The sequence below is a fragment of the Nitrosospira sp. Nsp13 genome (assembly GCF_900101945.1).
In the GTDB taxonomy this organism is placed as follows: Bacteria; Pseudomonadota; Gammaproteobacteria; order Burkholderiales; family Nitrosomonadaceae; genus Nitrosospira; species Nitrosospira multiformis_D.
In genome coordinates, this window is the sequence record NZ_FMVD01000001.1 from 24,261 (window position 1) to 50,138 (window position 25,878).

The 25,878-nt window shown below is 54.2% G+C and carries 21 protein-coding genes; 11 read left to right on the forward strand and 10 right to left on the reverse strand.

Annotated features, from left to right (window positions below):
• Window positions 1-163 precede the first annotated feature (163 nt).
• The gene (locus BLO43_RS00085; protein WP_090904910.1) at window positions 164-1,177 is read left to right on the forward strand and encodes a sulfate ABC transporter substrate-binding protein; all 1,014 of its coding nucleotides are present in this window, start codon (window positions 164-166) and stop codon (window positions 1,175-1,177) included.
• Between the two features lie 325 nt (window positions 1,178-1,502).
• Here BLO43_RS00085 and BLO43_RS00090 read toward each other — a convergent pair whose 3' ends face one another.
• A complete protein-coding gene (locus tag BLO43_RS00090) occupies window positions 1,503-2,033 on the reverse strand; it encodes a protein YgfX (RefSeq protein ID WP_254773240.1) in 531 nt (176 codons plus the stop codon).
• A gap of 101 nt (window positions 2,034-2,134) precedes the next feature.
• On the opposite strand from BLO43_RS00090, the gene BLO43_RS00095 reads away from it, so the two are divergent.
• From BLO43_RS00095 to pelG, 7 genes are all read left to right on the forward strand, one after another.
• The gene (locus BLO43_RS00095) at window positions 2,135-3,187 is read left to right on the forward strand and encodes a CAF17-like 4Fe-4S cluster assembly/insertion protein YgfZ (protein WP_090904913.1); all 1,053 of its coding nucleotides are present in this window, start codon (window positions 2,135-2,137) and stop codon (window positions 3,185-3,187) included.
• Window positions 3,188-3,509: 322 nt separating this feature from the next.
• Window positions 3,510-6,236: an endo alpha-1,4 polygalactosaminidase gene (locus BLO43_RS00100; RefSeq protein ID WP_254773241.1), complete on the forward strand. Its 2,727-nt coding sequence runs from the start codon at window positions 3,510-3,512 to the stop codon at window positions 6,234-6,236.
• Window positions 6,237-6,279: 43 nt separating this feature from the next.
• Window positions 6,280-8,937: a tetratricopeptide repeat protein gene (locus tag BLO43_RS00105; RefSeq protein ID WP_254773242.1), complete on the forward strand. Its 2,658-nt coding sequence runs from the start codon at window positions 6,280-6,282 to the stop codon at window positions 8,935-8,937.
• Entirely contained in the window at window positions 8,934-10,205 is a 1,272-nt protein-coding gene (locus tag BLO43_RS00110) for a protein PelD (protein WP_090904917.1), read from the forward strand. Before BLO43_RS00105 ends, BLO43_RS00110 begins: the two co-directional genes overlap by 4 nt.
• A complete protein-coding gene (locus BLO43_RS00115; RefSeq protein WP_090904919.1) occupies window positions 10,205-11,227 on the forward strand; it encodes a protein PelE in 1,023 nt (340 codons plus the stop codon). The genes BLO43_RS00110 and BLO43_RS00115 overlap by 1 nt, the downstream gene beginning before the upstream one ends.
• Window positions 11,224-12,810: a GT4 family glycosyltransferase PelF gene (gene pelF, locus BLO43_RS00120; protein ID WP_254773243.1), complete on the forward strand. Its 1,587-nt coding sequence runs from the start codon at window positions 11,224-11,226 to the stop codon at window positions 12,808-12,810. Before BLO43_RS00115 ends, pelF begins: the two co-directional genes overlap by 4 nt.
• Before the next feature lie 3 nt (window positions 12,811-12,813).
• Window positions 12,814-14,184 carry an exopolysaccharide Pel transporter PelG gene (gene pelG, locus BLO43_RS00125; RefSeq protein WP_090904924.1) on the forward strand — a complete coding sequence of 457 codons (1,371 nt, stop codon included), beginning with the start codon at window positions 12,814-12,816 and terminating at the stop codon, window positions 14,182-14,184.
• 321 nt (window positions 14,185-14,505) lie between these two features.
• On the opposite strand, the gene BLO43_RS00130 is transcribed toward pelG, so the two are convergent.
• A complete protein-coding gene (locus BLO43_RS00130) occupies window positions 14,506-15,090 on the reverse strand; it encodes a GNAT family N-acetyltransferase (protein ID WP_139149194.1) in 585 nt (194 codons plus the stop codon).
• 119 nt (window positions 15,091-15,209) lie between these two features.
• On the opposite strand from BLO43_RS00130, the gene BLO43_RS00135 reads away from it, so the two are divergent.
• A complete protein-coding gene (locus BLO43_RS00135; RefSeq protein ID WP_090904926.1) occupies window positions 15,210-16,208 on the forward strand; it encodes a glutathione S-transferase family protein in 999 nt (332 codons plus the stop codon).
• A 49-nt stretch (window positions 16,209-16,257) separates the two neighbouring features.
• On the opposite strand, the gene BLO43_RS00140 is transcribed toward BLO43_RS00135, so the two are convergent.
• Entirely contained in the window at window positions 16,258-16,452 is a 195-nt protein-coding gene (locus BLO43_RS00140) for a hypothetical protein (protein WP_074631918.1), read from the reverse strand.
• Window positions 16,453-16,934: 482 nt separating this feature from the next.
• Here BLO43_RS00140 and BLO43_RS17200 point away from each other — a divergent pair, with 482 nt between their 5' ends.
• On the forward strand, window positions 16,935-18,863 hold the full coding sequence (locus BLO43_RS17200; protein WP_368086123.1) for a c-type cytochrome: 1,929 nt from the start codon (window positions 16,935-16,937) through the stop codon (window positions 18,861-18,863).
• 131 nt (window positions 18,864-18,994) lie between these two features.
• Window positions 18,995-19,195 carry a hypothetical protein gene (locus BLO43_RS00155; protein ID WP_090904930.1) on the forward strand — a complete coding sequence of 67 codons (201 nt, stop codon included), beginning with the start codon at window positions 18,995-18,997 and terminating at the stop codon, window positions 19,193-19,195.
• Between the two features lie 27 nt (window positions 19,196-19,222).
• Here BLO43_RS00155 and BLO43_RS00160 read toward each other — a convergent pair whose 3' ends face one another.
• From BLO43_RS00160 to BLO43_RS00190, 7 genes are all read right to left on the reverse strand, one after another.
• Window positions 19,223-19,660, reverse strand: coding sequence for a CHRD domain-containing protein (locus BLO43_RS00160; protein ID WP_090904932.1), 438 nt, complete (start codon window positions 19,658-19,660; stop codon window positions 19,223-19,225).
• Window positions 19,661-19,953: 293 nt separating this feature from the next.
• The gene (locus BLO43_RS00165; protein ID WP_368086125.1) at window positions 19,954-20,394 is read right to left on the reverse strand and encodes a CreA family protein; all 441 of its coding nucleotides are present in this window, start codon (window positions 20,392-20,394) and stop codon (window positions 19,954-19,956) included.
• Window positions 20,395-20,537: 143 nt separating this feature from the next.
• Complete coding sequence (locus BLO43_RS00170; protein ID WP_090904937.1) at window positions 20,538-21,941, reverse strand: Dyp-type peroxidase; 1,404 nt, start codon at window positions 21,939-21,941, stop codon at window positions 20,538-20,540.
• Window positions 21,942-21,961: 20 nt separating this feature from the next.
• Window positions 21,962-22,459 (reverse strand): hypothetical protein, encoded by a 498-nt coding sequence (locus tag BLO43_RS00175; RefSeq protein WP_139149195.1) that lies wholly within the window; start codon window positions 22,457-22,459, stop codon window positions 21,962-21,964.
• A gap of 88 nt (window positions 22,460-22,547) precedes the next feature.
• Window positions 22,548-24,176: a phospholipase D-like domain-containing protein gene (locus BLO43_RS00180; RefSeq protein ID WP_090904939.1), complete on the reverse strand. Its 1,629-nt coding sequence runs from the start codon at window positions 24,174-24,176 to the stop codon at window positions 22,548-22,550.
• 67 nt (window positions 24,177-24,243) lie between these two features.
• Complete coding sequence (locus BLO43_RS00185; RefSeq protein ID WP_074634213.1) at window positions 24,244-24,558, reverse strand: phage protein NinX family protein; 315 nt, start codon at window positions 24,556-24,558, stop codon at window positions 24,244-24,246.
• A 78-nt stretch (window positions 24,559-24,636) separates the two neighbouring features.
• Window positions 24,637-25,503 carry a KPN_02809 family neutral zinc metallopeptidase gene (locus BLO43_RS00190; RefSeq protein WP_090904941.1) on the reverse strand — a complete coding sequence of 289 codons (867 nt, stop codon included), beginning with the start codon at window positions 25,501-25,503 and terminating at the stop codon, window positions 24,637-24,639.
• Window positions 25,504-25,878 lie beyond the last annotated feature (375 nt).

The window sequence follows — 25,878 nt, forward strand, 5'->3', positions numbered from 1 at the left end:
CTGTCTAGTCCCGGTTTGAGTCCCCCGTGACTGGCGCAAACGTTCCAGAATCAATGTTGGAGATTTTCTCGGCCATGATAAGCTATGCACCTTTTCTTGGTTTGATGTGGAGAAGATGAGTGTTAGATTTCCTTCCTGATTATCAGCATTGGAGGAAATCAAGATGTCTTTCATTAAATCCCATCAATCCCATATCGCTGTTATCGTAGTTATATCCTTGGTCAGTCTGGGTGCCGCGTATGCCGCGTTGCAAACATTCTCTCCTGGCTCCGCTCACGATCCCACCCGTGAATTGTATGCGGATTTGAATGACGCATTCGCCGCCCACTGGAAAGCCCGGTCCGGAGTAGACATTAATGTCAGGCTGGCTCAGAGCAAATCGGGGAAACCGATACATGCTGTACTGGATGGACTCAATATCCCCACCCTTGCCTTATCTTACGATGTGGACAGGTTGCGCGAAACAAACCGGTTCATTGCTCCCGCCTGGAACCCAACCCTGCCGCAAAGCATGGCCCGCTCCTCGCCTTATACTTCGATCATTGTATTTCTGGTGCGTAAAGGGAATCCCAAGAAACTGATCGATTGGGATGATCTTCTGCGGCCCGAGATAGAAGTAGTCACGCCCAATCCAAAGATTTCCGACGGTGGCCGCTGGAATTACCTGGCAGCGTGGGGGTATGCGCTCAGGCAACCGGGTGGCGGCGAAGCAGTCGCACTCGAATTCGTCACGAAATTGTTTGCCAATATCAGGTCGCCGGCGACCGCTGATTTCGTCGAGCGAGATATCGGCGATGTACTGTTGGTATGGGAGAATGAAGCCCATCTGTTAATTCGCCAAACCAGCGCAGAAGGAACGGATAAATTTGAAATTATCACGCCATCCATGTCGATAGTGGCCGAACCTACGGTCAGCGTGGTGAACGCGGTGGCTGACAGGAACGGTGCGCGTGAAGTGGCTGCCGCTTATATCGATTACCTCTATACACCCCAAGCCCAGGACATCGTGGGCAAGCATTATTATCGCCCGCGCGACGCGCAGGCAAGTGCCAAATACGCGAGTCAGTTTCCTTCACTGGAACTGTTCACCATAGACGAAGTGGTTGGCGGTTGGCAGCAGGCCCAGAAAGTACACTTTGCCAGGGGTGGAATTTTTGAACGTATTCAGGGAAATTAACCTGAAGTCGGCAGTTATAGCGAACTCACCAGGTCGCCATAAAAAATAGGAAACTTGAAAACTGATTAGCCCAGATCCGGCAGTTGACCGCTCATTTGTCGGCCTGGCATTATGGTAGAGAATTTTCGTGTCACTGGATTCTTGTCTTTTGAGTGAGCTCGCTACGGGGTGGATTGTGCAGTTCTTGCGGTAGGCTGCGTTGCAACGCCTTGGAATGGAGTGGCTATTCCGCGTCGTTACGCCTGCCATGTCCTCAAAAACCTGCGCACTTCACCCTGCCCAACTATCAGACTCGGGATAATTCTAGAATGAGACGACTATCGTCTCATTCCGGGTCTTTCCACTTCCACCGCAATAGTACTCGCAACCGCCTGAACTCCTCCGCGTCTATTCCGTCCGGCAGAATCGCTACGCTGCGCCCGAAGAACATTCGCGGTGGAGGCCGGGGAGTCAAGAGAACCGGAGAAGTCAGGGATGGTATGGGTTCCCCGGAATCCACGGTTTTTAGCGGCTTTAGTTCGAGCACTGTAAGATAAGGCGCGACAAAGCTGCTGCCGAGCACGTCGCAGGCAATTCGCTCCCCGCATTGCAATTCGAGCGTACAGGTCATTTCGTCCGATAGTTCGAGCCCTGTCACCGATGGCGGTGAGCGTAGCAATGCGTAACGCTTTAAATGAAAAAAAAGACTGATTGCCAGAATAATGCTGCCTATCAGTTTGGCCGCCGCAGGCAACATCAGCGGCCACAATAGCCCGATAGCGGAAAAATGGGCAAGACTCAATATCATGACAAGCCGCATAGAGGGCTTCAGCCGGATAATCAGCAAAGGAGGAGAGGGCGATGAAGGGGTAGCCATAGTCCGATTATCTCATTTCGGGCAATTAGCGGTTTATCCGGGGTGCACGTTGGCCGTATAATCCTATATTGATTCTCGTTCACCAGCCGGTCTTGATTTGCATGAACCCTGCATGGCACTCCTTTCTGCAAAGCTGCAACGCAATCATCCAGGATGGCCGCGTTGTCAGCTATGGTGATGCCGCCGCGGAGCTGGCGAGTGTCCGATCAGGTACGGTGCTGGCGGATCTGTCGCATTTTGGTCTGATTCATTTTTCGGATGAGGACGCGCAATCCTTTCTGCAGGGGCAGGTGAGTTGCGACATCAAAGCGATTAATCCTTCCGTTACCCGCTCCACCGCGCTCTATGGAAGTTATTGCAATCCAAAGGGCAGGATGCTGGCAAGTTTTCTGATGTGGCACGATAGCGGCGGCTATGCCATGCAATTGCCGTCGACGTTGCGGGCAGCCATCCAGAAACGTCTGTCCATGTATGTCCTGCGCGCTAAAGTCAAGCTGATCGACAGCAGTGACGCGTTGGTGCGCATCGGCGTGGCGGGGGATCATGCCGAGACGTTAATGCGGGAAGTTCTGGGTGAGGTTCCAGGTTCTCCTCTTGAAGTGGTTCATGTCCAGGCGGGAAGCGTCATCCGTCTTGCACAAGACCGTTTTGAGCTCGTCGTACCCACTGGGCAGGCGCAAACCGTGTGGGAGCGTTTGAGAAAGAACGCCGCCCCGGTGGGAGTATCCTGCTGGGACTGGCTGGAAATCAAGGCCGGTATTCCGGTGATTACCACGCCGACACAAGAACAATTCGTACCGCAAATGGCAAATCTGGATGCCATCGGCGGAATAAGTTTCCAGAAAGGCTGTTATCCTGGTCAGGAAATTGTCGCCCGTACCCAGTATCTGGGGAAAATCAAGCGCCGCATGGTCCTTGCCCATATCCAGCCATCGCCGGAAACGTCAGTTGAAGCCGGAGACGAATTATTCAGTGCTGATATGGGGGAACAATCAAGTGGCATGATAGCTAACGCGGCTCCCGCGCCTGACGGAGGGTTTGACGTGTTAGCCGTCATACAGACAAGTAGTATCGAGGCCGGTAAAATTCATTGGATGTCTTTGGATGGCCCCATGCTGGACATCATGCCGTTGCCTTATTTAGTCCATCACTAGCTGCTGGAACCAAACTTTTATGGACGATTTGATCATCCTCATGCAACGAATCTACGGGGCAACCCTGAAAAATGGGGACGAACTGATAATGATGACTCTCTGCCCGAGCAATTAATGTCCGGTGACCGGCTATCTTTACGCATGAGCGGAAACCGGCAAAGACCCGGTATCATGCTAAACGGGTAACATCGTCTAGCACGGCTGCAAAGGGGCCGTCCGGTTGATTATCCCCCAGTGCGAGTGTTGTCGTTCCATTTCTGCCAGGTTATATGCCAGAAATATTCTCATCATACGTCCGATGCATGTTTGAAATAACTGAAAAATGCTTAAGAGTGAAATATTGTTTCTCCGTTTCCTGATGTTGCCACTGACATTCATGGCATCCACGGTGTTAGCCGATACCCTGGAACAGCGCGATATCGTGTTCTACTACGGAAGCCGTCCGCCAGTGGAAGATTTGCGCCATTTCGATCAGATCGTCGTTCAGCCGAGTCAGATCCTGCCACACGAGAGGGCGGCGTTGCTGAACCTGGATTCGTTAATATTTGCCTATATCTCATACGGTGAGATTGCGCGTAATAGCGAGGATATGCCACGTATCAAAACGAAATGGTCGATTGGCGTGAATCCCGCATGGAATAGCTTGGTGATGAACATGAATGATCCCGCCTGGCACGAGTATCTGCTGGAGCATCATTTTGGCCGTTTGTGGCGTGACGGCTATCGTGCGTTTTTCCTCGATACGGTTGATAGTTATCTGATTGTGACGAACGAAGGTAAACAGCGCGAGGAGCAAGAGAAAGGATTAGTTGCGCTGCTTGCAGAGGTGAAACGCCGCTTTCCCGGTTGCAAACTCATTCTCAATCGCGGCTTCGAGGTGCTGGACCGCGCCGCCCAATATGCCGATGGTATGGTTGCGGAATCGCTTTTTCACGGCTTCGATCCGGTTACCGGCAAACATGCGCCGACCAAGAAAGAAAACAGGGAATGGCTTCTCAAGCAGTTGAAGCGCACGCAAGATGAATTTAATGTACCCGTTACCGTGCTGGATTATGTCGAACCGGGTAATTGGGCCGAAGCTGAAAAAACGGCGCGTCAAATTGTCGAGCTCGGATTCATGCCATGGGTCGCCAACGGCGATCTTACCTGGCTGGGGCAGGGACGCGTTCGTCTGGCTCCACGCAAACTGCTGGCCATCATAAACGGCACACCCTCGCAACAAATGGATCATGAGCTATTCAAGCACGCTGCAATGCCGCTGGAGTATCTGGGGCTGGCGCTTGACTACTGGTATATCGATCAGCTCCCATTGCCCATCGAACCGCTGGTCGGGCGTTATGCTGGTGTTGTCACATGGCTGCCTGAAGACAGCCATGGCCGCTATGACAGCATCTGTGCACGTTTGAAATCCGAAGTCGATGCGGGTCTGCCGGTGGTGTTCATGGGCCATTTACCGGTGGGTGCCGCTTGCCGGAGCGTGGTCAATTATCAGGGAGAGCTACACCCCACGACCAACACACTCAAGCTCGGTACTGTCGATGAACGCCTGGGCCGGCCAGGAATAGCGCCAATTGTGGGCAGCGGTACGCCGGATATCCGGGTTCACGATAACCATGAGGCCTGGTTGACGTTGAACGATGGGGCCAACACGTTTCATCCGGTTGCCGTTGGCGCATGGGGGGGGTATGCATTGCATCCTCACGTAATGAGTGAGACAGTGTCGGGCCGGCATGAATGGCTACTCGATCCTTTTTCTTTTTTCAAGGCCGCGCTACGCTTGTCGGCACAGCAGCCGGTATTTGATCTGACAACGGAGAATGGCCGCCGCTTGGGGATCATCGAAATACGCGGCGACCGTTTGTTTGCCAAAGACGAGCAGGGTGTTGAAGCCATCGATCGGCTTAGGTCATGGATCGAAAAGAATACCACGCCGGTAACATTGGGTGTGATCGAGGCCGAAGTCAGTAGTGATGAGCAGCACGGCAAAATCAGGCAATTGGCCGCCATGTCCCAGGTTCGATTGGCGAGCCATACATATAGTCATCCTTTTTACTGGGGAATATTCGAGGGAAAAACCGACGCGAACCAGCAGCCTTATCGTTATAGCGTATTCATGGAAGGTTACGCGGCGGAGATGACGCGCGAGACCGCGGGAACCATTGAATTTATGCAGTCAGTGGCGCCCAATTCCCCTCTGTTGCTTATCTGGCCAGGCGATGGCAAGCCCGGTCCCGCTGCGTTGGCAGCGGCCGAAAAAGGCGTGTTATCCCATTACGGCGGCGGCGGCTTGTACTGGCAGAGCGGCCCGCTATCTCTCGCGGATCTTTCTCCGGCATTACGGCCCACTCAGTGGGGCACGCAAGTGCTGACACCACTAACCGGCGAACCGCTGTTTGCGCAACTCTGGTATGGCGAGGCACTGAATTTTGGCAAAATCAGCGATTGGAATCGGGAGCTTAATCTTGTACGCCGCCTGCGCGCCTCGTCCATCTCGTTCCACGCCGACGCAATGTTGCATGCAAACGGGGCCGAACTTCTGGATCGGCTCGCGAACGAGCAGCGCACGGAAAATGTGCTGAGTGTATGGCTCGATGAATACGCCCAGCGTGGGCGGGCTTTCCAAACGGCGAGTATTGCGCGCGATCTCAATGGCGACTGGCTGCTTTTTGGGGATGCGCTCAGAACGGTGCGATTGCCTGTTTCGGAGATGACGCCACAAATCTCCACCGATGTGGTCGGCTATTCCGACCGGGATGCCGACCGTTATATTCATCTGGCGCGTAATCATGCCGTTCTCAAACCCGTGGATGACAACGCTTCAGCTTTGCGATTGATTGATGCCAGTGCGCCGCTAAAATCGTGGCATCTCAATTCCGATGGTTCCGCCACTCTTTTATTCGAGCCACGCGGGGATTTGACTCTCGGAATTCCCGCTTCCTGCGCGCTAAAGGTGGATGGCGAGACATTGATTTCCCAGCAGCGGAATTCGCATTCCATTTATGTCATACCTGAAAAGAACGCTTCAGGGGAATTCAGTCTTGCGTGTTGAAGCCCAGCGGGAATCCCTATTAAACGCACCTGCATTGATGTTCATGAGCGCAGTGCTTTTAATCGTTTTCTGGGTATTATTTCCCCGCCAGCCGGCATTCAGGGATCCATCCAACTTGTCGGCAAAGGACGCTTTGTCGGTAGCCTATCTTCGCGTTCTGGTCCAGTCCGACCCGAACAATGCCCCGTTACGCCTGTCATTGGTGCAGGTACTGACGGAAGCGGGCATGACGGATGAGGCGGTGCGCGCCATTGATCCACTGATGCATGCTCCCGAATCCAGTCTAAGCTATGAAATCCGCCTGGCGGAGCTCAAGCTGGCCTTGCAACAGCTCTACAGGCAGCCTCCCAAAGATATCGAAGAAGCGCTGCGTGCCCGCATTACCAGGCTTATTCCCGCGCTACTGCACATTGCGCGCAATGACAAGGAGCTGGACCAGGTGATCACACTGGCGGAGCAGTTTGCTGAACCTTCGGTACTCGCCGAAACCTTTGAACAACTGCTTGTCATATTGAATGAGAGTGATGACAGGAAATCAGCCTGGCTGGTCTCCGCCGCGAAACAGCGGATTGCGGCGAATCAGCCGCGGTTGGCCGCACAAGATCTGTTCAAGGCTTTTTCGCTTGAACGAGTGGCGAAGAAAAAGATGGGAATCGCGAAATCCAGTTTGCGCGCCTATCTTCAGGCTGGCATCGATAAGGAGGCCTTGAAGGCTGCGGGGCAGATGCTGAGCAGCCTAAAGGATAGAGGTGAGGGTGATGCCGAGCTTTTGCTGCTTGCCGCCGATATCGCCGAGCCGCTTGCCGATCGCGAACAGGCATTGGCGTGGCTGGAAGAAGCGAGCCGTTTGTCGCCCGGTAATTGGGCGATCGCTGAACGTGTCGTGCGGTTGCAGGTGGCACTGGGTCTGTTGAAAGAAAGTCTTGCGCGCATGGAACAATTGAAAACTTCGCTGGTGGCGGGGAGCGAGCGCCAACGGTTGATTGCCCATATCTATGACTGGAATGCTCAGCCGGATGAGGCTCTGCCGCTATGGCTGTCTTTTGCGCGCACCCGCGCCGACGGTGAAGCGGAGACACGTGCTTTTGCGCTTGCCCAGTCGAAACCGGATCATAAAGCCCTGGTGCAATTGCTTGAGGCCGTCATGACGCGCCGCAAGTTGACCGGCGCCGAAGCCGAGGCTTATGTTACCGCTGGGCTTGCCACTGAGCAACCCGCTCATGTGGAGCAACAGTTGCGCCGCCATGCCGAACGTTTCAATAGTCCCGTGGAAACACTGAAAGCACTCGCGCAGGTGCTGCTCCTTCAAGGCAAACCTCGTGCGGCGCTTAGCGTGTATCAGGAAATGCCTACTGAGCAAGTGGGGCAACAGAGAATGGAGCTGGCCCGGCTATACGAAGAAGCGGGGGATGCGCAAAAAAGCTTTGAATTACTCCGCGATTTCAACTCGCCCGATCCTGCTTACGCGGAAGCGTACTGGCTACTGCTGGCCAGAGTTTCTACTCAGTTGGGTCAGGATGCCTATGCGGAGAAAGCCTATGAGAAGGCGTTGATTCTTCGCCCAAAAGATGCGGAGATACTCGAGAATCTACAGCGATTGGCAATACGTCATCGCGATGATAAAAAAAGCGAACGTCTTGCGCATTATGGTTGGGATCGCTTGCAGCGTATCGAAGATCTGCAACGCCTTATGCGTTTTTCGTGGAAACGGAACAATTGGGGAGAAGTTGAGCGTTGGCTATCGCTGGCGGAAGCGATGCCAGCGGCGGCGATAGCGCAGGCACCCGACTACTGGTACTTCCAGTCGATGCGCAAAATGGGTAATGGGGACCGGGACGCGGCTCGCCGTGCGTTAGGCCAGCTCTTACGTTTACGGGGCCCCGACCCGGAAGTTGCCGAGGCGATGATCTGGTTGTTGCTGTCGGACAAAGCGGTCGATAATCCATCGCTTGACGCACTCGTCCAACCCTATCGTAATCAGTCGGGCAGCCAGTCGGCGGTAAATCCGCCTTTGGCGGAGGCGCTGGCAGCGGCGGAGCATACGCTTGGCAAGTCCGTGCAGGCGGCGGAGTGGTATCTGCGATCACTGAAAACCCGGCCCAGGGATTTCTTATGGACGCTGACATTAGCCGATAATATGGAATGGGCCGGGTGTCCCGCAAATGCCAACCATGTCCGACTCAGCGCGCTAAAGATGTTTGCTTTATCGCATTCCAATCAAGCTGAGGTGCAGTATCCCGCACGTCTGGCTGAGTACTTCCTTGGATCGAAAGATCAGCGGGCGCAGCCCGGCAATCCGGATGAACTAAAGAAATGGCAATTGACAAACGAGCGCTGGGGTTTGACAAAAACGATGGATAATGCCCGTCACTTTGCCCTGAGGCGTCAACGCGAGCGCCTTCGGTTGCCGGCATGGATTACTTTTGCCGACGCGGTAAGAAGCAATAATCAGCAGGCTGTGTCAGCGCAATTGGCTGCGGTCTCCAATCACTTGCAGCATCAGCCGGGCGGGCTTGTGGCCGAGAATGTGCTTCCGTTATCCATGGAGGATATTGATCGGGCTGCCCGATGGCTTCCGGGAGAAGCGGCGCCGAATCAAAGTGTTTTAAATGATGAGTTGGATGTCTGCCGTCAGACCTTGGCGAAGATTCGCGAATTGCAGGCGACACCCATACCGGATCAGGAGCGGACAAAGCCATGAAAAAACCCTGGCTGGAAGGGATTGAAGTCGTTAACGTCAACAATCAGGGCTCGGCATGGGGCGGGTGGTTCGAAACAATTGCGCTGACGGCGATCATGATCGTGGCGTCGTTTGTCACCCAGCAGCAGGATCCGTTCCGGTTGGGGGGCGGTTTCCCCTGGCCGGTATTAGGTCCTTTGCTGGCCGGACTACGGTATGGATTCGTCTATGGTTTTGTGAGCGCATTACTGATATTGGTGGTATTGGGTGTGGCCATTAACCTGCAATGGCAAGCTGCATCCGGGTTTCCACTACCATGGGCGATTGGCGTTGTTATCGTGGCGATGGTGGCGGGGGAGTTTCGGGATATGTGGGGGCGCCGTTTGCACCGGCTCGAAGGCGCCTTTCAATACCGCGCGGAACGTCTTGAGGAATTCACGCGCAATTATCAATTGTTGCGCCTGTCGCATGACCGCCTGGAGCAAACTGTGGCAAATAGCGGGCTTTCATTGCGTGAAGGCATTATGCATTTGCAATCCACCCTTGACGCTATCGATGGGCTTACCGAAACTTCGCTGCAAAAACTTATCGAATTCGTGGCGGAATACGGCGCACTGACGCAGGCTTGCATCGTGGGCATCACGGCCGACCGTATCGATACAGCCAGGATTCTGGCCCGTGTCGGGGAAGATTTTACGATTGATGACAACGATCCGGTATTAAAAACCGCACTCGAAAGCGGCGAGCTGGCAGCGGTTAATCTCATTACGGAAAATGCGGCGAATCTCAACCCATTATTAGCTGCCGTTCCGGTAACTGACTCTACGGGTGAGGTTCACGCCATGCTGCTGGTGAGATCCATGCCATTTTTTGCGTTTCAGGAAAATAATCTGAAACTTATCGCGGTGCTTGTTGCGCATGGCGTCGACCACCTTCGTTTCGGCGCGGCCACTTCCTCCATTACGCGTTTTATCGCTTCGTTTGAGCGGGTGCGCCGGGACCATGAAGAATTCAGGCTTGACGCAATGCTCTTGAGGTTATCGGGGGCGCGTGCCGATGTCATGGCTGCCTATGAAAAACTCAGGTCATCGATTCGCGCTATCGACATGATCTGCCTGACCCAGGATAAAGAGCAGCCGGTCATCTGGATCATGCTGCCCTTAACCAATCCCGCGGAGGCGCAGGCATGGATGCAGCGGGCGGATGGTGTTCTTGCGAAGGTGACGAGCGAATTGCTGTCTATCAATGAAGTCGACCCACAGCGGATTCGTTTCCTGGAGCCGTACTGATGGCTCACCTGTCCATGCTATTGGGATTAGTGGCGGAAATGCTGGCAGGCTTGCTGCTCTGGTGGGACGCGAATGATGGGTTTGTACTGGCCGCTGTCATATTGCATGCGGTTTCATCCTATTATCTGGCACAGGGTTTCTGGCGGTTGCTGCCGCGCCGCTATAAGCTGCCTGCGCGGAGAAGCCTGAGTTTATTATTCATCTTTTTATGGATTCTGCCGGTGGTTGGTGCACTAGGTTTACTGTGGAGCGTTATAGGTGCCTTGAGACGCCCTCGCAGCCGTTCTTCCCATAATGTAAAGATTTTCGTTTTGCCTGAGCTGCCATTCTCGCCTCCGGTTATTTTTCCGGTTCCCCCCTACAGTCAGGGCGCATTGCGCCAGATTGTGCATTTCGCCGAACGGCCATTAAAACGGCTCAAGGCGGTGATGGCGACGCGGCATATGCCGCCACGCGAGGCAATGATTGTGTGGTCGAAGGCGACTCGCGACCCGGTGGATGACGTGCGGTTGCTGGCTTACGCCATGAAAGATGCCAGTGAGAAAAAGCTGGCGGAACGAATCCTGGCATTGACCGATGCGCTGCCGGATATTGCGGTTCGTATGCGGAATAGCTACCATGAAACGATCGCCGCGCTATGTTGGGAGCTGGTGTATCACCGCCTGGCGCAAGGCGCGGTCAGGGAGCATTGGTTGCAGGCTGCGCGGCGTCATATGGAACGGGTGCTCGATCCCCTGGCTGCCAAACCCGTGCTGCCCGCCGCTCCCAGCCGGCCTGATGGAGATAGCTGGTTATTATACGGGCGGATTCTGCTCGATTCCGGTGATCTCGCGCTGGCGGTGAACGCCTTTACCAATGCAAAAGCCGGTGGCATCGATGAGCAGAAAATCCTGCCATGGCTTGCCGAAATCGCTTTCAACGAACGAAAGTTTGCGGAAGTAAAACGCCATCTGGCGGCGCTCAAGCGACCCGGCGAGAAGGGGAGCGAGTTGGCCCAGGTGAAAGTATGGTGGGGCACATGAATCACGGCGATGGGATAGGGGGGGTACAACATACGCGGATAACGCGGACGAGTGAGGCGGTGGCCGATATTGCCTTGTTGCTGGAAGGCACCTATCCCTATGTCCGGGGAGGTGTATCCGCGTGGGTGCACCAGATTATCAGCGGCTTGCCGGAAATCCGTTTTGCCGTCATCTTTATCGGCGGTGATCAAAAGATGTATGGCCCCGCGCAGTATCAATTTCCGCCGAATGTGACGCATGCCGAAGCGCACTATTTACTGCACCCCGATAAACCTCTTAAGGCAAGCGCGCGCAAGGGCAATCGCAGGGCTTTTTCGGAGATGGCTGAACTGCATACGCATATGCGTCAACTCGTTCCGCTGTCGGGCGAGGAAATGACTAGCGCATTTTCCCGGCTCGGTTCTGCGGAAGGCGTCAGCGAAAAAGATTTTCTATATAGCGAAGCTTCGTGGGACTACATTACGCAGCAATACCGGGAGCGCTGCACGGAGCCCTCGTTCGTCGACTATTTCTGGGCAATACGCGCCATGCACGCTCCGCTGTTCATCCTGGCGGATATCGCTGCCAAATTGCCGCCTGTGCGGGCTGTGCACGCCATTTCGACCGGCTATGCCGGATTGCTGGGCGCGATGATTCGTCTGCAGCGCGGTATTCCGTTTGTGCTGACCGAGCATGGCATCTACACCAAAGAGCGAAAAATCGACCTGGCTCAGGCAACATGGATTCATGATCACAGCGATGATGTGTGTAATACCTTGCATGATGAAATGGGATATATCCGCGGACTCTGGATCAAATTCTACGAGCAGATCGGCCGCATGGCCTATATGCAGGCATCTCCCATCGTCAGCTTGTATGAAGGCAACCGCCTGAGACAGATTGCGGATGGCGCGGCACCGGAAAAAACGCGCGTCATTACCAACGGCATCAATCTGCAAAGATATCAGACCGCGCTCGAGAAACGTCCGGACGGCATTCCACCGGTCTTGGGATTGATTGGGCGCGTGGTGCCCATCAAGGACATCAAAACATTTATCCGAACCATGCGAATGCTGGTCAATGAGCGATCCGACGCGCTCGGCTGGATCGTCGGTCCGGAAGATGAAGATCCCTCATATGTGAATGAATGCAAGGAGCTAGTCACAAGCCTCGGCTTGAAGGATCATGTCAAATTCCTGGGTTTCCAGAATGTGGCGGAAATTCTTCCGCAGCTGGGTTTAATGGTATTGACATCGATCAGCGAGGCGCTGCCCCTGGTATTGCTGGAGGCGTTTGCCAGCGGCGTGCCCTGTCTGGCAACGGATGTCGGATCGTGCCGTGAGCTCATAGAGGGTAGCGGCGAGGAAGACCGCGCGCTTGGCGCGGCTGGAAGCGTGGTTTTTATCGCCGATCCGGAAGGGGCGGCAAAAGCTGCGCTTGAACTGCTCAATAACACTGCGCGTTGGCGCGCGGCACAGCAGGCGGGGCTTGAGCGCGTGAAGCGCTACTATGACGACAGGCTGATGTTTGACTCCTATCAAAACCTTTACATGCGGGCGCTTGATGTCGCTGAGCCATCTTTATCCACCCCTGTACCGGCCTGAAACATGACAAGCATAGGTTCCGAAATTCGTAAAATCCTGGGGCGCGACAGCTACTGGTCGGTATTGCGTGCCTATGGCTATGCAGGTCTCGTCAGCGGCGGACCCTGGGTGCTTTCCATCCTGAGCATCATGATGATCGGCATTCTTGCCGTCATCCTGGGTGTCGCACAGGGCGAAGTCAACGCCTTCCAGATTTGTGTGACCTACCTGATGGCGGGTTCGTTAATCTGGACCGGTGGCATGCAATTGATGTTCACGCGTTTCGTCGCGGATCAGACTTATGCAAATAACAAGGCCGAGGTGCTGCCAAACCTGTTTGGGGCACTGCTGGTCACGATGGCGGGAGGGGCCGCGTGGGCTGCACCTTTCATTTTCTGGTCTTTCGACGGGCCGTTTATTCAGGAGTTGTTGCTGCTAAGTAACTTTGTCGTACTGAGCGGCCTGTGGATCACGCTAATCTTCCTGTCGGGAATGAAAGCCTATCGACGTATCGTCTGGACATTGGTCAAAGGCTATTCTCTTGGCATTGTCGTGGCGCTCGCGGCATCTTCATGGGCGCTGAACGGCTTATTGCTGGGAGTGCTGATCGGCCATGGCTATCTGTTGTTTTCATTTTTGCACCATATCGTGCGTGAATATCCAGGCCGCTCGCTGCTCAAGTTCGATTTTCTTCGTAGTCGCAGCAATTTTTATATTTTGTTCGCGGTCGGCACCCTTTATTACCTGGCGGTTTGGGTTGATAAATTCATTTTCTGGTTTGTGCCGGTTACCTCCGAGGCGGTCATCGGGCCATTGCGGGCATCCATTATTTACGATCTTCCCATTTTTCTTGCTTATCTGTTCATTCTGCCGGGCATGGCGGTATTTCTGGTGACCATGGAAGCCGATTTCGCCGAACAGCATGAGCGCTTTTACCGTGCTGTCCGGGAGGGTGACACGCTTATGCATATCGAATATCGGCGCGATCAGATGGTGTATGCCGCGCGGCAGGGTATCTACGAGATTTTCAAGGTACAGGGATTAACGGTCGTGTTGTGTCTGCTATGGGGCAGGGAGCTGTTGCACGCGGTGGGCATCTCTCCACTGTATATACATTTGTTCTATATCGACGTCGTCGCGGTCAGCGTGCAGGTATTGCTGATGGCGATACTCAACGTGCTTTTCTATCTCGACGCGCGCAAGGAAGTACTGTTCATTACGGCATGCTTCTTCATCACGAATCTGGTATTCACCTTTGCCACATTGCATCTGGGGGCGGAGACGTTCGGTTACGGCTTTGCCGCCTCGGTAACGCTATCCGCCTTTCTTAGTCTGTTTATCCTGTCACGCAAATTCAATCGGCTGGAGTATGAAACGTTTATGCTGCAGAACTAGCGGATTACCACTGATAAAGAATTAAAATTGACATCCGTCAATTGACAGGTTACAGCCATTGAAACTCACATATTCCGTTATTCACCGACGTAGATTTCCGCAACGCAGTAAGGAGTGGTCATAAAAGAGTAGGGCGTAATAAGTGAAGCGCATTACGCCGTATACCTGCCAATCTCACCATCTCGTGAAACAAGCTTATGTGCAAGGCATGGCATGAAGGAATTCTAAAAGACTGATGTTTTACTTTGATTACAGTCTTTTTGTCGGATTACGCTTCGCTAATCCGACCTACTTCTGCTAACGGCTTGTTTCCACTGAACATCACGGCAGATCCACATCGCGACGATACACAAGCAGGTCATAATCCCCCACCGGCCAGTCACGATCCGGTTGTCGGGTAAAGCCCAGTTTTTCGTAGAGTCTGCGGGCATTGGACATCGGTGGCTCGGTTGATAGAACGAGAGCTTTCAGTCCCAGATTTTGCGCGTGCTTCATGGCGGCGGACATAAGTGTTTCGGCGACGCCTTGCCGCCGTTCTTCGGGAGCCACCGCCAGCATCCGCACTTCAAGCTCGTCGGGCTTGGCGATCTCGGCCAATGGGCTCCCATGAGCCGCGAGGGTTACCGTGGCAACGATCCGGTCATCCATTTCCGCAAGCAGTACAGTGGCCTTATTTATTCTCGTGGTGGCATCGCGAAGTCGCACAGCGTATTTCTCGCTGATCGGGAATCCGTCCGCCCGGTATGCTCTCTCGGTCAATTCACCCACAGTTACCGCATCCCCTTCGGTTGCGGTTCGTATAATCAGCGCCATATCGTCTCGTTCTCCATGTCTCTGATGTTCATCAAACATCGCATTCCCGGTGCGAACACCTTGGCGAAAGTCTTTTGCCGGGTTACGCTGCACTACCCAACCTGCTAATCATATCAGTCCTATCCATATCAGTCCTGTCGACTTGTTCTCAGGCATATAGTAGGCTGTGCTTAAAGAGCAGGTATGGCGGATTAGAAAAGAGGAGGCGCAAAATGGGATTACTGGTCAATGGCGAGTGGGTCGATGAATGGTACGATACCACGACGACGGGTGGCAGTTTTGTCCGTACCACCGCGCAATTTCGCAACTGGATCACACCCGATGGGCACGCCGGGGCGAGCGGTATGGGCGGTTTTGCCGCCGAGGCGGGGCGCTATCACCTGTATGTGTCGCTGGCCTGCCCCTGGGCGCATCGCACGCTGATTTTTCGTGTGCTGAAAGGGCTGGAGGACATGATTGGGGTATCGGTGGTCAATCCCTATATGGGTGATCACGGCTGGACGTTTGAACAGGCGCCGGGTGTCGTGGCAGACCCGGTACAGCAGGCGCGCTATCTCTACGAGGTTTATTTGCGCGCCGCGCCTGATTATACGGGCAGGGTGACTGTGCCGGTACTGTGGGACTTGCAGCGCGATATGATTGTCAGCAATGAATCTGGCGAGATTATCCGTATGCTGAATCGGGCGTTCGATGACATAGGCGCGGCGGAAGGGGATTATGCGCCCACCGCGCTGCTGCCGCAGATCGATGAGATCAACGCGCGTATCTACGACACCATCAACAATGGTGTATATAAGACGGGGTTTGCCACTCAGCAGCAGGTCTACGAGAGTGCCCTGGGGGAGCTGTTCGAATCTCTGGATGAACTTGAGCAGTGCCTTTCCCGGCAGCACTATCTGCTGGGTGACCGTGTTACCGAAGCCGACTGGCGATTATTTACGACGCTGCTTCGTTTTGATGCGGTTTACCATGGCCATTTCAAATGCAATCTCAGGCGGCTGGTGGACTACCCGAACCTCTGGGACTTTACCCGCGAGCTATATCAATGGCCAGGCATCGCCGCGACGGTGAATATGCAGCACATCAAGGAGCACTATTATCGCAGTCATCCCACGATCAATCCCAATGGCATTGTGCCCGTGGGCCCGGCTCTGGATTTCAGCCACCCTCACAGCCGCGATAGACTGCAGGGTTTTAATCCGATCTTGTGAGAAGGCAGGGGCGTGCTGCATCGTTCCCTTAATCTGCGAGTACTATTGGTTATCTCAGTTTAGCCCAAAGTGCGCCCCAGGCGCCGCCGCCTCCGCCCCAATTTTCCACATTTACCGAGCGTACCAGCAACTTCCTGTAGAGGGGAAAAAAGCGCCGGGAATTCGTTTTCTCCATTATCAGGTCCACGCAGTCAGATAAAAAATAGAGCACGTGCGAACCGATAAAACCGATAATTTTACGCATTTTAAAATCTCGTTTGAGTTATGGTTTCATTTTTACAGGTCAGAACAAAAAAGCCCGGTGCGGGATCACCGCTCCCGGGCTGGCCCTCTTGTAGGGGAGTACTGTCCCCCGCTTTACTCATATGCATAACTCGTGCCAGAAACTTCTTGTTAAATTAAACATTATGGGATAACAATCATTTACATGAACTCTCTTTTGTCTTGTGGCTATCTTTGATGAGGTAAGTGTAAAAAATTTCGTCATTAACGCTTTTTTAAAATGATTTCACGCGCCCGGCGCCGCTGCCCCGGAAATCGCCTACCGCACTCCATCCAACTGCCGGATTCAAGGTAATAAAAAAGAGTGGTTCCAAGTGTGGCGCGGATGTTCGATCGTGCGCCATCAAGAGTTCTGTCGAGGCGCATGCTGTCACGATCTCTGCTGCAACTTCATCAGGCTTACATAGTCTCAGAGCAATCCGCATAAGAATAAATAACGAACCAATGAGACCACTCCTTTTAATAATACTGGTATGCACTACCGGATTTGCCACTCCGGGGCCTGCCACCCCAAGGCCCGCCACCGTCGTTGCTCCCCTTGATGTGCCCGATACAATGGAGGAGCAGGTGAAGGCCTGTGTCGTCTGTCATGGTCCGGAAAATAAAGTGGGAAGAGACGGATATTACCCTCGCATCGCGGGCAAGCCTCAAGGTTATCTCTTCAATCAGCTGCGAAATTTCAGGGATGGCAAGCGTTATTACCGGCCCATGGCCTTGCTGCTTACCAATGTGTCGGATCAGTATTTGCTGGACATGGCTGCTTATTTTTCAACGCTCAAACAACCTTTTCCATCACCGGAACGTACGGCCTCCTCACCTGACGAAATCAGGCTGGCTCTAAAACTTGTCAATCAGGGAGACCCTGCCCGGAAAATTCCTGCGTGCGTTGAATGCCACGGCAAGGAGTTAATGGGTACCGTGCCGTTTATTCCCGGTTTACTGGGTTTACCCCGTGTCTATATGATTGCCCAGCTCGGCGCCTGGCAAAGTGGTGGGGTGTTACGTGGACAAACTACGCACTGTATGTCCGAAATCGCAAAGCAACTGACTACCCATGAGACTAACGCTTTGGCGGCCTGGCTGGCTGCCCAGCCCGTTCCGGAGAATACGGGCCCGGCTGCGGCCCTTTCCGTTGAGATGGTCCGGCGTTGTGGCAGTATCATGCAACAAGGTGAGGGGGAAGCGGTGATCCCGAAGACAGCGGCACCTTCCGGACAGCGCCAGGCGCGGGGAGCTTACCTCGCACAGGTGGGTAATTGCATCGGATGCCACACCGCCCAGGGTGGCCGCCCCTACGCGGGGGGGCGGCCGCTGTCTACACCCTTTGGCACGTTTATTTCGCCTAATATTACCCCGGATAAGACAACAGGAATCGGACACTGGAATGAACAGGATTTCTGGAAAGCGTTACATGACGGCAAATCCCGTGATGGTCGGCCTTTATACCCCGCCTTTCCCTATACCGAGTATACGAAAATCACGCGTGAGGACTCGGATGCCATATTCGCCCATCTAAAAGCGCTCGTACCCGTGGCGCAAAATAATTCGCCGAGCAAGATCGATTTTCCCTACAATTTCCAGCCGCTGTTAAGTCTGTGGCGCGCCGTCTACTTCAAGCCGGGCGTTTATCAGCCGGAATCCGCCAAAAGCAAGGAGTGGAACCGGGGCGCCTATCTTGTGCAGGGACTCGGCCATTGCAATGCCTGCCACGCGGAACGCAATCCGCTGGGGGCCACCACCGGGGACGATGCTTTGGGAGGCGGGCAGATCATGGGCTCGAACTGGTTTGCGCCATCTTTAACTGCGCGCATGGAAGCGGGTTCCGCTGACTGGCCAATCGAGGAAATCGCGCAGTTGCTCACTACGGGTATTTCCCCGCGGGCGACCATGTCCGGTCCCATGGCCGATGTGGTCAGACATGGCCTCCAGTACCTGACCAGGGAGGATGGGCGTGCAATGGCTGTCTATCTGAAATCATTGCCCGAGAGTGCGCCACGTGCCCAACCCGGCTCCCCCCCACTCACCGAACAGGTGCAGCAATGGTTTCAGCGAGGGGCCAAAATCTACGAAAAGCATTGTCAGGACTGTCACGGAGCTTCCGGCCAGGGTGCCCCCGGTATTTATCCGCCCCTTGCAGGCAATCGAGGCGTCACCATGACACCCCCCATTAATGCGATTCGCAGCGTCCTCAACGGAGGTTATCCGCCATCCACCATGAATAATCCGCGCCCTTATGGCATGCCGCCGTTTGCACAGGCGCTGCGCGACGATGAGGTTGCGTTGGTCTTGTCGTATATACGGAACGCATGGGGTAACCGCGCGAGTCTGGTCACAAAGGCTCAGGTCGACAGGAGCCGGGAAGGTATCCACTGAGACGACAGATTGCTGGGCGTCGCGAGGAATTCGCTCGAAACAGATACTCGCGCAAAGTCAATATTGGAGCAAGGGCTCGTCCGCGGGGTCTACGATCGGATCACCGGGAGACGGATCAGGATCGAAGGGTCGTGGATCTACAGGTTTATCCGGATCGAATGGTTGAGGATCTTTTCTGGGTTTATCCGGATCAACGGGGCGAGAAGGATCTTCTGCAGGCTTGTCAGGTGGGCATTGGGCCAAGTGGTCTGGCGAGGTTCGAAAATATTTTGTCATGGGCGGGTGCTATTATTGGAACGATCAATAGCCAAACACGTTACCCCGCCGGCTGACGGGGCTTCGCATTAACAAGAATCCAGTTAGCGTTTCAATTGACCGCGTATTTCACCGGCTTTATTGGCGTCGCTATGAACGTTAATGTAAAGACCCCCGGCCTTGAAAGCATCGTATTGTGCATCGGTCAATTTTGCACCAGGCGGGACGGACCATTCATTGTCGCCAGTCTTCTTGAGTGTGATGATATCCGAGCCAGTCTTGCCAGCGGCTCCTTCGTGAATATGCGCACCGGTTGCCTTGATATCGGAAATGGTAATTTTGCCTTTGACAGACTTGTCATCCTCAACTGTTATCGTGCCGCTGCCGCTTGCGGAAGTCTGGACAGGGGGGATTTCCTGATCGCCGCTCAGATTAACCTTGATTTCACCCGCTGTCGCTATTCCCGTGCCTCCTGCAAGGGTGCCGGCGATCAACGCGACAGCAACCAGGGTAAATTTCGATTTGCGAAGAATTTTATGCATTTGTGCGTCTCCTCAGATTGATAAATTATAATTACAGTGAGTTGTTAATAGGTTATGCGCTCATTCCTTTCTCATGCCTGTCACTGATCAATAATTTTATTTCACTCTTAAGGATGAGTCCGTACGGTAGCGTACGTAAGTTAACGATTCTCATTTCTTAAACTTTCATCGGCATTGAAATGCCGCGGACTTGGCGGATTGCGGTTTGTCCCTGAAAAGAGGGGAAGAGGGCGATTTCGTAACGTAAGCGCGACGATATCGCTACCCCCTATTTGACAGGTTGGGCAGCTAATTTATTTAACCGGGATGGGTGTCGCGTGCATCACGGGAACGGCGGTGACGCTATTTTGCGGGCTTCCGTCTATCAGTTTGTCGGAATAGGTCAGATAGATAAGAGTGTTGCGCTTGGAGTCAACCATGCGGACAATGTGCAGGCGCTTGAATAAAATGGACATGCGTTCAGTGAACACGTCCTCCTGACGGGGAAGCTTCTCCGTAAAATGAAGCGTCTCTGTCACCTGACGGCAGGCTATGGAGGCTTCCGCCCGATCTTCCGCCAAACCTACGGTACCTTTTACTCCGCCTGTCCTGGCGCGGGACACATAGCAGGTTATTCCGCGGACCTTGGGATCGTCATATGCCTCGATGACTACCCGGTCATCCTTGCCTAGCCAACGGAAGGCGGTGTCCACTTCGCCGACAAGTTCCGCTTGCACCGGTGTGGAAAGCGGCATGCAGAACAATATCGGGATTATCGCCTTGAGTGCGGATTGGATTCGTGCCATTTAATGCTCCTTTTTCGGTTATTTTTCATTATGAGATAGAGCGACAGGATCGGATCTATTTTTGGCGCCATATCATTTCTTTGACTGGTTATTTAAATAGTGGTGGTGATAACGCCCGGTGTGGAAGACGTAGCGGGTAAAGTGGAAATATAGTGAATTGCGGTGGCGCTGGGGAGAAAACAATAGGCCGCGCCACGGCAGATAACGAAACTCGAAAGGCCGGCAAGTTCGACGGGGCGCTTCTGACCCTCGATGGGGATCAGAAAAGTCGCGCCTGGCCGTGAATTATCTCCGATGATCGGATCTCGGGTATCACGCAGACCGGGTGCGAGGTTCCCCCTGTTGCCCCAGTCGGACATCAGGAATTCGAACTGATCCTTGAGACTTACGCCGATAAACAGGCCAAGAAGCCCCCGTTCGATACCATCGTCAGGGTTGGCGGGATCGTAGGGCGGACCGTAGGGCAGGCCGCGGCGGATAATTCGGTGCTTGAGGCCACTGTTTCCCGCCACCCTCGAATTGCGTGGATTCATGCGGCGAATATGCGACCCCAGTGGGCAACGGTAGCCGCGGCGATCATCGAAGGCATCGGGCGCGCTATCACTTGGCACATAGTCGAAGCTGTTGCGTTGCTCCAGAAGGATGCATTCGTCCGCGGAATCCGGTGAAAGAGAAAGTGGCACGCCATTACGCCAGCGGCCACAGAGTTTGGCAGCTATCAATTCCCGATCAAGCCCTGTTTGGCGGGCTGCTTCTGTCAAAAAGCGCTCGAAGCCATGACAGTCCTGCGCCAGAATGCGAAACGCTACGAAGCTGCCATTCCGGCCCAGTTCCGCAGGTGTCGGCACCGGATAGGTGAAGTCCGAGTACTGGCTGGGGTATCCGAGCAGGAATTCTCCGGCCGGAGCTTTCGGCAGTACGTCCGGCATGAGTGGTGGAAGGCCGCCATCGATGGTGGGCTGGGCAAAGCCATCCCGGTAGCCGAAGTGCGCCGCATTTCCGGACAGGCTTCGGCCTTCGTGTACAGAGAGTTCGGCCATCGCATCATGACTGGAATAACCTGTGCGAAGCTGGTCGGTAATTTCTTCCAGAATGTCTTCTGTTTCGGCGAAGAGAAAGAGCAGGATATGCAGGTCGGCACTGGCGAGCTGGCCCTTCCAATGATCAGGGCTGCTTTCACCGGTATCGCTCACCCGATCGGCACGGGCGGGCGCCCCGGCCGCGAATTCTTCCGGGAACGAGGCAAGTGAGGAAGCGGGAAGCTCAAGCGCAGCCAGGCCCGTGTAGGTGAGTCCAACATTCAGACAGTATTGTGGTTTAACCGTCCAATCGGTGGCGGTAGCGAGCTGGGGTTCACTCTCGCCATTCACCAATTTGCCGAGAAACCGTCTGGCAGCCTCCACTTGCGTAATCTTCAAGGCGAATACGCGCAGAACCGGCATCGCGTACGTGCGAAGGATGAAACCCTGGATGTCCGCATGCGGCAAGTCACTCATGGGATTAATCCCGGATTCGGTCAAATCTCACCGAGGGCCGCCTGGATATCCAGCACCGTGGCTTGGGGATAAGCGCTGTAGAAGGGTTCAATGCTCCCCAGGTTGTTGGCCTTGATGTAGTCCCCGAAGGCGTCGCGATTTTGTTGAACAGGCAATGGCGGCGCGCCCTCCATGTGCTGGAGTAGCGCGTTGAAAACATCGCCGATCTCGTCGATGAATTCATTGAGGTAGTCTTCGAACGACCCGTCATATGTCGTGATGATGGCGAGCTTGGTATTATTTTCGAGAAATACAAAACGTGCGAAATGCACGATCCTGAGCTTGTCGAGGGCAATCCAGATGGGATTTTTTTCCGGCGGAGCGGCTTGAATTTCGAGTATGCGCGCATTGAGCGCCTGGAAGTGCTCGGGTGAGCGGATGGTCATGATCAAGGTGAGCGGACTTTGAACCATTTTTCGGATAGGAGTGACGGTATCGGTCTGACGGGCAGAGTCAGTATCCCGGTGAAATAGTCCCATGGGATTTTTCTCCTGAAGAGGGAAAAATACTTCCTGATTGATTAATTCGTTTAAGCGATTATCGATCAAATTGCCGGGTTACGCCACGCTAATCCGACCTATGTATAGTCACGGGATTTTTCAGGGAGTGCTTTGAGGGCACCTGGTCCAAGGGGTGCTCAGCGGGTGGCTCAAGGAGTGTCTCATCGAATGGCTCATCGCGCGATATGAATGGCTCGATTCTGTCATCGATGTTATCGGATACTGTGCTGTTATCCGTACTTTCATGCAAATGGTAGGCCTGGATCAGCAGCGAAATACCGATCCAGCCCGCAATCAGCACAAAAGGGACCGTCACCAGCAATGGTTCCAGCGACGCAAGCGCAGCCACGCTTAATAAAATGATGCCGCCGGACATCATGATTTTCGCCTCGGCCGCGCCGAGGACAAGCCGGCTGGTGAGGGCGGCTCCGACGGTATTGCTGACGCGGATGGCGCCTGCTGTCAGCTGGCTCGCGCTGCCGCCCCTGCGTCTCCCCAGGCCGCCGCTCAAGACTGGAGCGGGGGCGGTTGATTCAGTCATCGCCACCGGCCGGACACGGTTCTTTCTGCCGAGTACGATCTCCGTCGCGTTGTTCAGATCCCGTAAATACATTTGTTCCATTTCGTGCGCGAACCCCGGGTCTTCCACCGCTACGTCCAATTCCCAATTACCGAGCCAGCTCGCGATGTTAAGATTGCTTGATCCTACGCGTGCCCAGCGGCCATCGGCCACGGCTGTTTTGGCATGCAGCATCGATCCATTCCATTCGAATACACGCACACCGGCTTCCAGCAACGGACGGTAACCGGCACGCGAGATCGGCCGCAGGAATCTCAAATCGCCGTTCGACCCCGGAATCAGTAACCGGACATCCACGCCATCCATTGCCGCGCCTCTCAGCGCTTGTACATAGCTGGTGGTGCCGACGAAATAGGCATCGGTAAGCCAGAGCGTTTTTTGTGCCAGAACCGTGATCAATTGCTCGAGGCGGTATAATCCCGCCGTTGCCGTGATACTGGCCAGCACCCTTAAATCCACCATACCCGTCGCGGGAATCGAGTCCCGGTCCGGTAGTTCGTCCGCCGGCAATTCGGGTCCGGTTTCGGCCCAGGCGCGGAAAAATGCCTGTACCACATCGGCTACGACCGGGCCGCTGACTTCGACACCCGTGTCCCGCCAGGGCGGTACCTTACGTTCCGGATAGCCCACCCACATTTGACCCACACATAATCCGCTGATAAATGCGACGCGATGATCCACGCAAAGGGATTTCCGGTGGAGCCGGCTTACCCAGCCCAGTGGACTATCCAGGCGTGGCGGGTTAAAGCATCGGACTTCCACTCCTCCATCGCTCAGGCGCCGCCAGAAGCCGCCGGATGCTTCCGGAAATGATCCCATCCAGTCGTAAAGTACTCTTACCCTGATACCTTCTCTCGCCTTGGCAATAAACGCGTCGGCAAACTGCCGGCCGATTTTATCGTCGTGGATAATATAGTTCTCGAAATAGATGGTTCTTTCGGCTGAGTTAATCGCATCAAGCCATGCAGGATAGTTTTCATCCCCATCCCTGAGAAGCCGGATGCTGTTTCCATGTACGAGCGGAGCCCCGGCCGCGCGCGAGAAGGCTTGCGCGGCCAGAATGCGGGTTGCGGACATCGCCTCGCGGGGATGTTCCTTAAGTTTTGTTTTAGCCATCTGTTATTGCTCCAGGCGTGTGTGATCCGCAGCACACGTGTTCCTGCTTTTCGAATGTCACAGGCACTTAGTCGATGACTTCCTCGCCGAATTTGGAGTCGACATAGCAGCGCATGGCGGCAATCAGGGGGGTTAATCCTTTTTGCCGATGCCTGCCGGATCTCATGTAAGCCGTGCAGTGCTCCGAACCCGGCTCCAGGCTATGATTGAGGTTTATTCCCTCCTTTTCTATGATCGGTCCGCCTTGAGACCAGTCAACCGAGGGCTCCCAGCGGACATGATCAATGAGGCAATGCGAATCGATTACGTGCACATCCGCTACATCGTTTGCCTTTGCCACCCAATAGTCGAGCAGTTCATCTTTAAGCTCGGATACTTTCATGGTTGCGCTCCGTATGGAAATTCTTGAAATTATTAAACGGGATTAATTTTTTCAGACGGGATTTGCTTTTCAATAGAATTACAATTGTCTCACTTCCAGCGCATTGCATTGCGCGACATTTCCGCTTTGAAGGCCACGCTTGAACCAGTCCACGCGCTGGTTACCTGTACCATGGGTAAAGCTTTCAGGCACTACGGTGCCTTGTGCCTTGCGTTGCAATGTGTCATCACCGATCTGTGCGGCGGCATTCAGTGCCTCTTCGATATCGCCTTGTTCCAGCCATCCCTTTGACTTCTGCGAATGATGTGCCCATACCCCCGCATAGCAGTCGGCCTGCAGTTCAACGCGAACCGACAATGAATTGGCCTGTTTCTCAGGCATGCGTCCGCGCATTTGGTTCACTTCCCTAGAAATGCCAAGAAGATTTTGAACGTGGTGCCCGACCTCATGCGCGATGACATAAGCCTGTGCGAAATCGCCGCCCGCTCCCAGTCGGTTCGCCAGCGTGTCAAAGAAATCAAGGTCGATATAGATTCTCTGATCCTCCGGACAATAGAACGGACCCATCGCTGCGCTTCCCTGCCCGCAGGAAGTCATTACGGCTCCACGAAACAGCACAAGCTTGGGTGCGCGATAGGTGCCGTTACTCTGTCGCATCACGCTTGTCCAGACGTCCTCGGTATCCGCCAGCACGGTTGAAACAAAGGCTGCGGGCGTGTCGCCGGGTGGAGGCGCGGGCGCGGGGCCCTGTTCCTGGATCATGCCGCTTCCACCAGACATGACGCTCAGCATGGTGATCGGATCAATGCCGAATATCCATCCCCCCAGCAATGCCACAACAATGGTGCCGATTCCAATGCGACGCCCACCCATGCCGAAACCCCCCATACCGGAGCCTCGGCGATCCTCGACATTGTCACTTTGACGGTGGCCTTCCCATTTCATATTTGATTCCTTAGATAATGTATGGGCAACTGACAGGATACAGGGACGGAGCTTCAAAAATTCAAGATTATACGAAAACTCATTCGCCACCCATTCGAGCCAAGTGCGCGAACAAAAATATTGACGCAACATGTACCAGTATGTAAAGCGCTATTTTTGAGCGCAATGAATTATCAAATTATCGTGATGAAACAAGATGAGGTGATCAGCGGCGGCGGCTCCGGAATTCAGATCTTCATGCCTTGAATAAATCTACCGGTTTGCCAGCAGAGCACGGGTGATTTCCATTGAGAACATGTTCAGAGCCTTCGAAAAGATTGCCCTGGATTTGCCTACGGGACTCGTCTTCAGGATTTACCATGCGCGATTATACGA

Coding starts and splice junctions, on each gene's coding strand:
- BLO43_RS00085 (WP_090904910.1), top strand. CDS start 164: ATGTCTTTCATTAAATCCCATCAATCCCATATCGCTGTTATCGTAGTT.
- BLO43_RS00090 (WP_254773240.1), bottom strand. CDS start 2,033: ATGGCTACCCCTTCATCGCCCTCTCCTCCTTTGCTGATTATCCGGCTG.
- BLO43_RS00095 (WP_090904913.1), top strand. CDS start 2,135: ATGAACCCTGCATGGCACTCCTTTCTGCAAAGCTGCAACGCAATCATC.
- BLO43_RS00100 (WP_254773241.1), top strand. CDS start 3,510: ATGCTTAAGAGTGAAATATTGTTTCTCCGTTTCCTGATGTTGCCACTG.
- BLO43_RS00105 (WP_254773242.1), top strand. CDS start 6,280: ATGAGCGCAGTGCTTTTAATCGTTTTCTGGGTATTATTTCCCCGCCAG.
- BLO43_RS00110 (WP_090904917.1), top strand. CDS start 8,934: ATGAAAAAACCCTGGCTGGAAGGGATTGAAGTCGTTAACGTCAACAAT.
- BLO43_RS00115 (WP_090904919.1), top strand. CDS start 10,205: ATGGCTCACCTGTCCATGCTATTGGGATTAGTGGCGGAAATGCTGGCA.
- pelF (WP_254773243.1), top strand. CDS start 11,224: ATGAATCACGGCGATGGGATAGGGGGGGTACAACATACGCGGATAACG.
- pelG (WP_090904924.1), top strand. CDS start 12,814: ATGACAAGCATAGGTTCCGAAATTCGTAAAATCCTGGGGCGCGACAGC.
- BLO43_RS00135 (WP_090904926.1), top strand. CDS start 15,210: ATGGGATTACTGGTCAATGGCGAGTGGGTCGATGAATGGTACGATACC.
- BLO43_RS00140 (WP_074631918.1), bottom strand. CDS start 16,452: ATGCGTAAAATTATCGGTTTTATCGGTTCGCACGTGCTCTATTTTTTA.
- BLO43_RS17200 (WP_368086123.1), top strand. CDS start 16,935: ATGAGACCACTCCTTTTAATAATACTGGTATGCACTACCGGATTTGCC.
- BLO43_RS00160 (WP_090904932.1), bottom strand. CDS start 19,660: ATGCATAAAATTCTTCGCAAATCGAAATTTACCCTGGTTGCTGTCGCG.
- BLO43_RS00165 (WP_368086125.1), bottom strand. CDS start 20,394: ATGCCGCTTTCCACACCGGTGCAAGCGGAACTTGTCGGCGAAGTGGAC.
- BLO43_RS00170 (WP_090904937.1), bottom strand. CDS start 21,941: ATGAGTGACTTGCCGCATGCGGACATCCAGGGTTTCATCCTTCGCACG.
- BLO43_RS00175 (WP_139149195.1), bottom strand. CDS start 22,459: ATGGGACTATTTCACCGGGATACTGACTCTGCCCGTCAGACCGATACC.
- BLO43_RS00180 (WP_090904939.1), bottom strand. CDS start 24,176: ATGGCTAAAACAAAACTTAAGGAACATCCCCGCGAGGCGATGTCCGCA.
- BLO43_RS00185 (WP_074634213.1), bottom strand. CDS start 24,558: ATGAAAGTATCCGAGCTTAAAGATGAACTGCTCGACTATTGGGTGGCA.
- BLO43_RS00190 (WP_090904941.1), bottom strand. CDS start 25,503: ATGAAATGGGAAGGCCACCGTCAAAGTGACAATGTCGAGGATCGCCGA.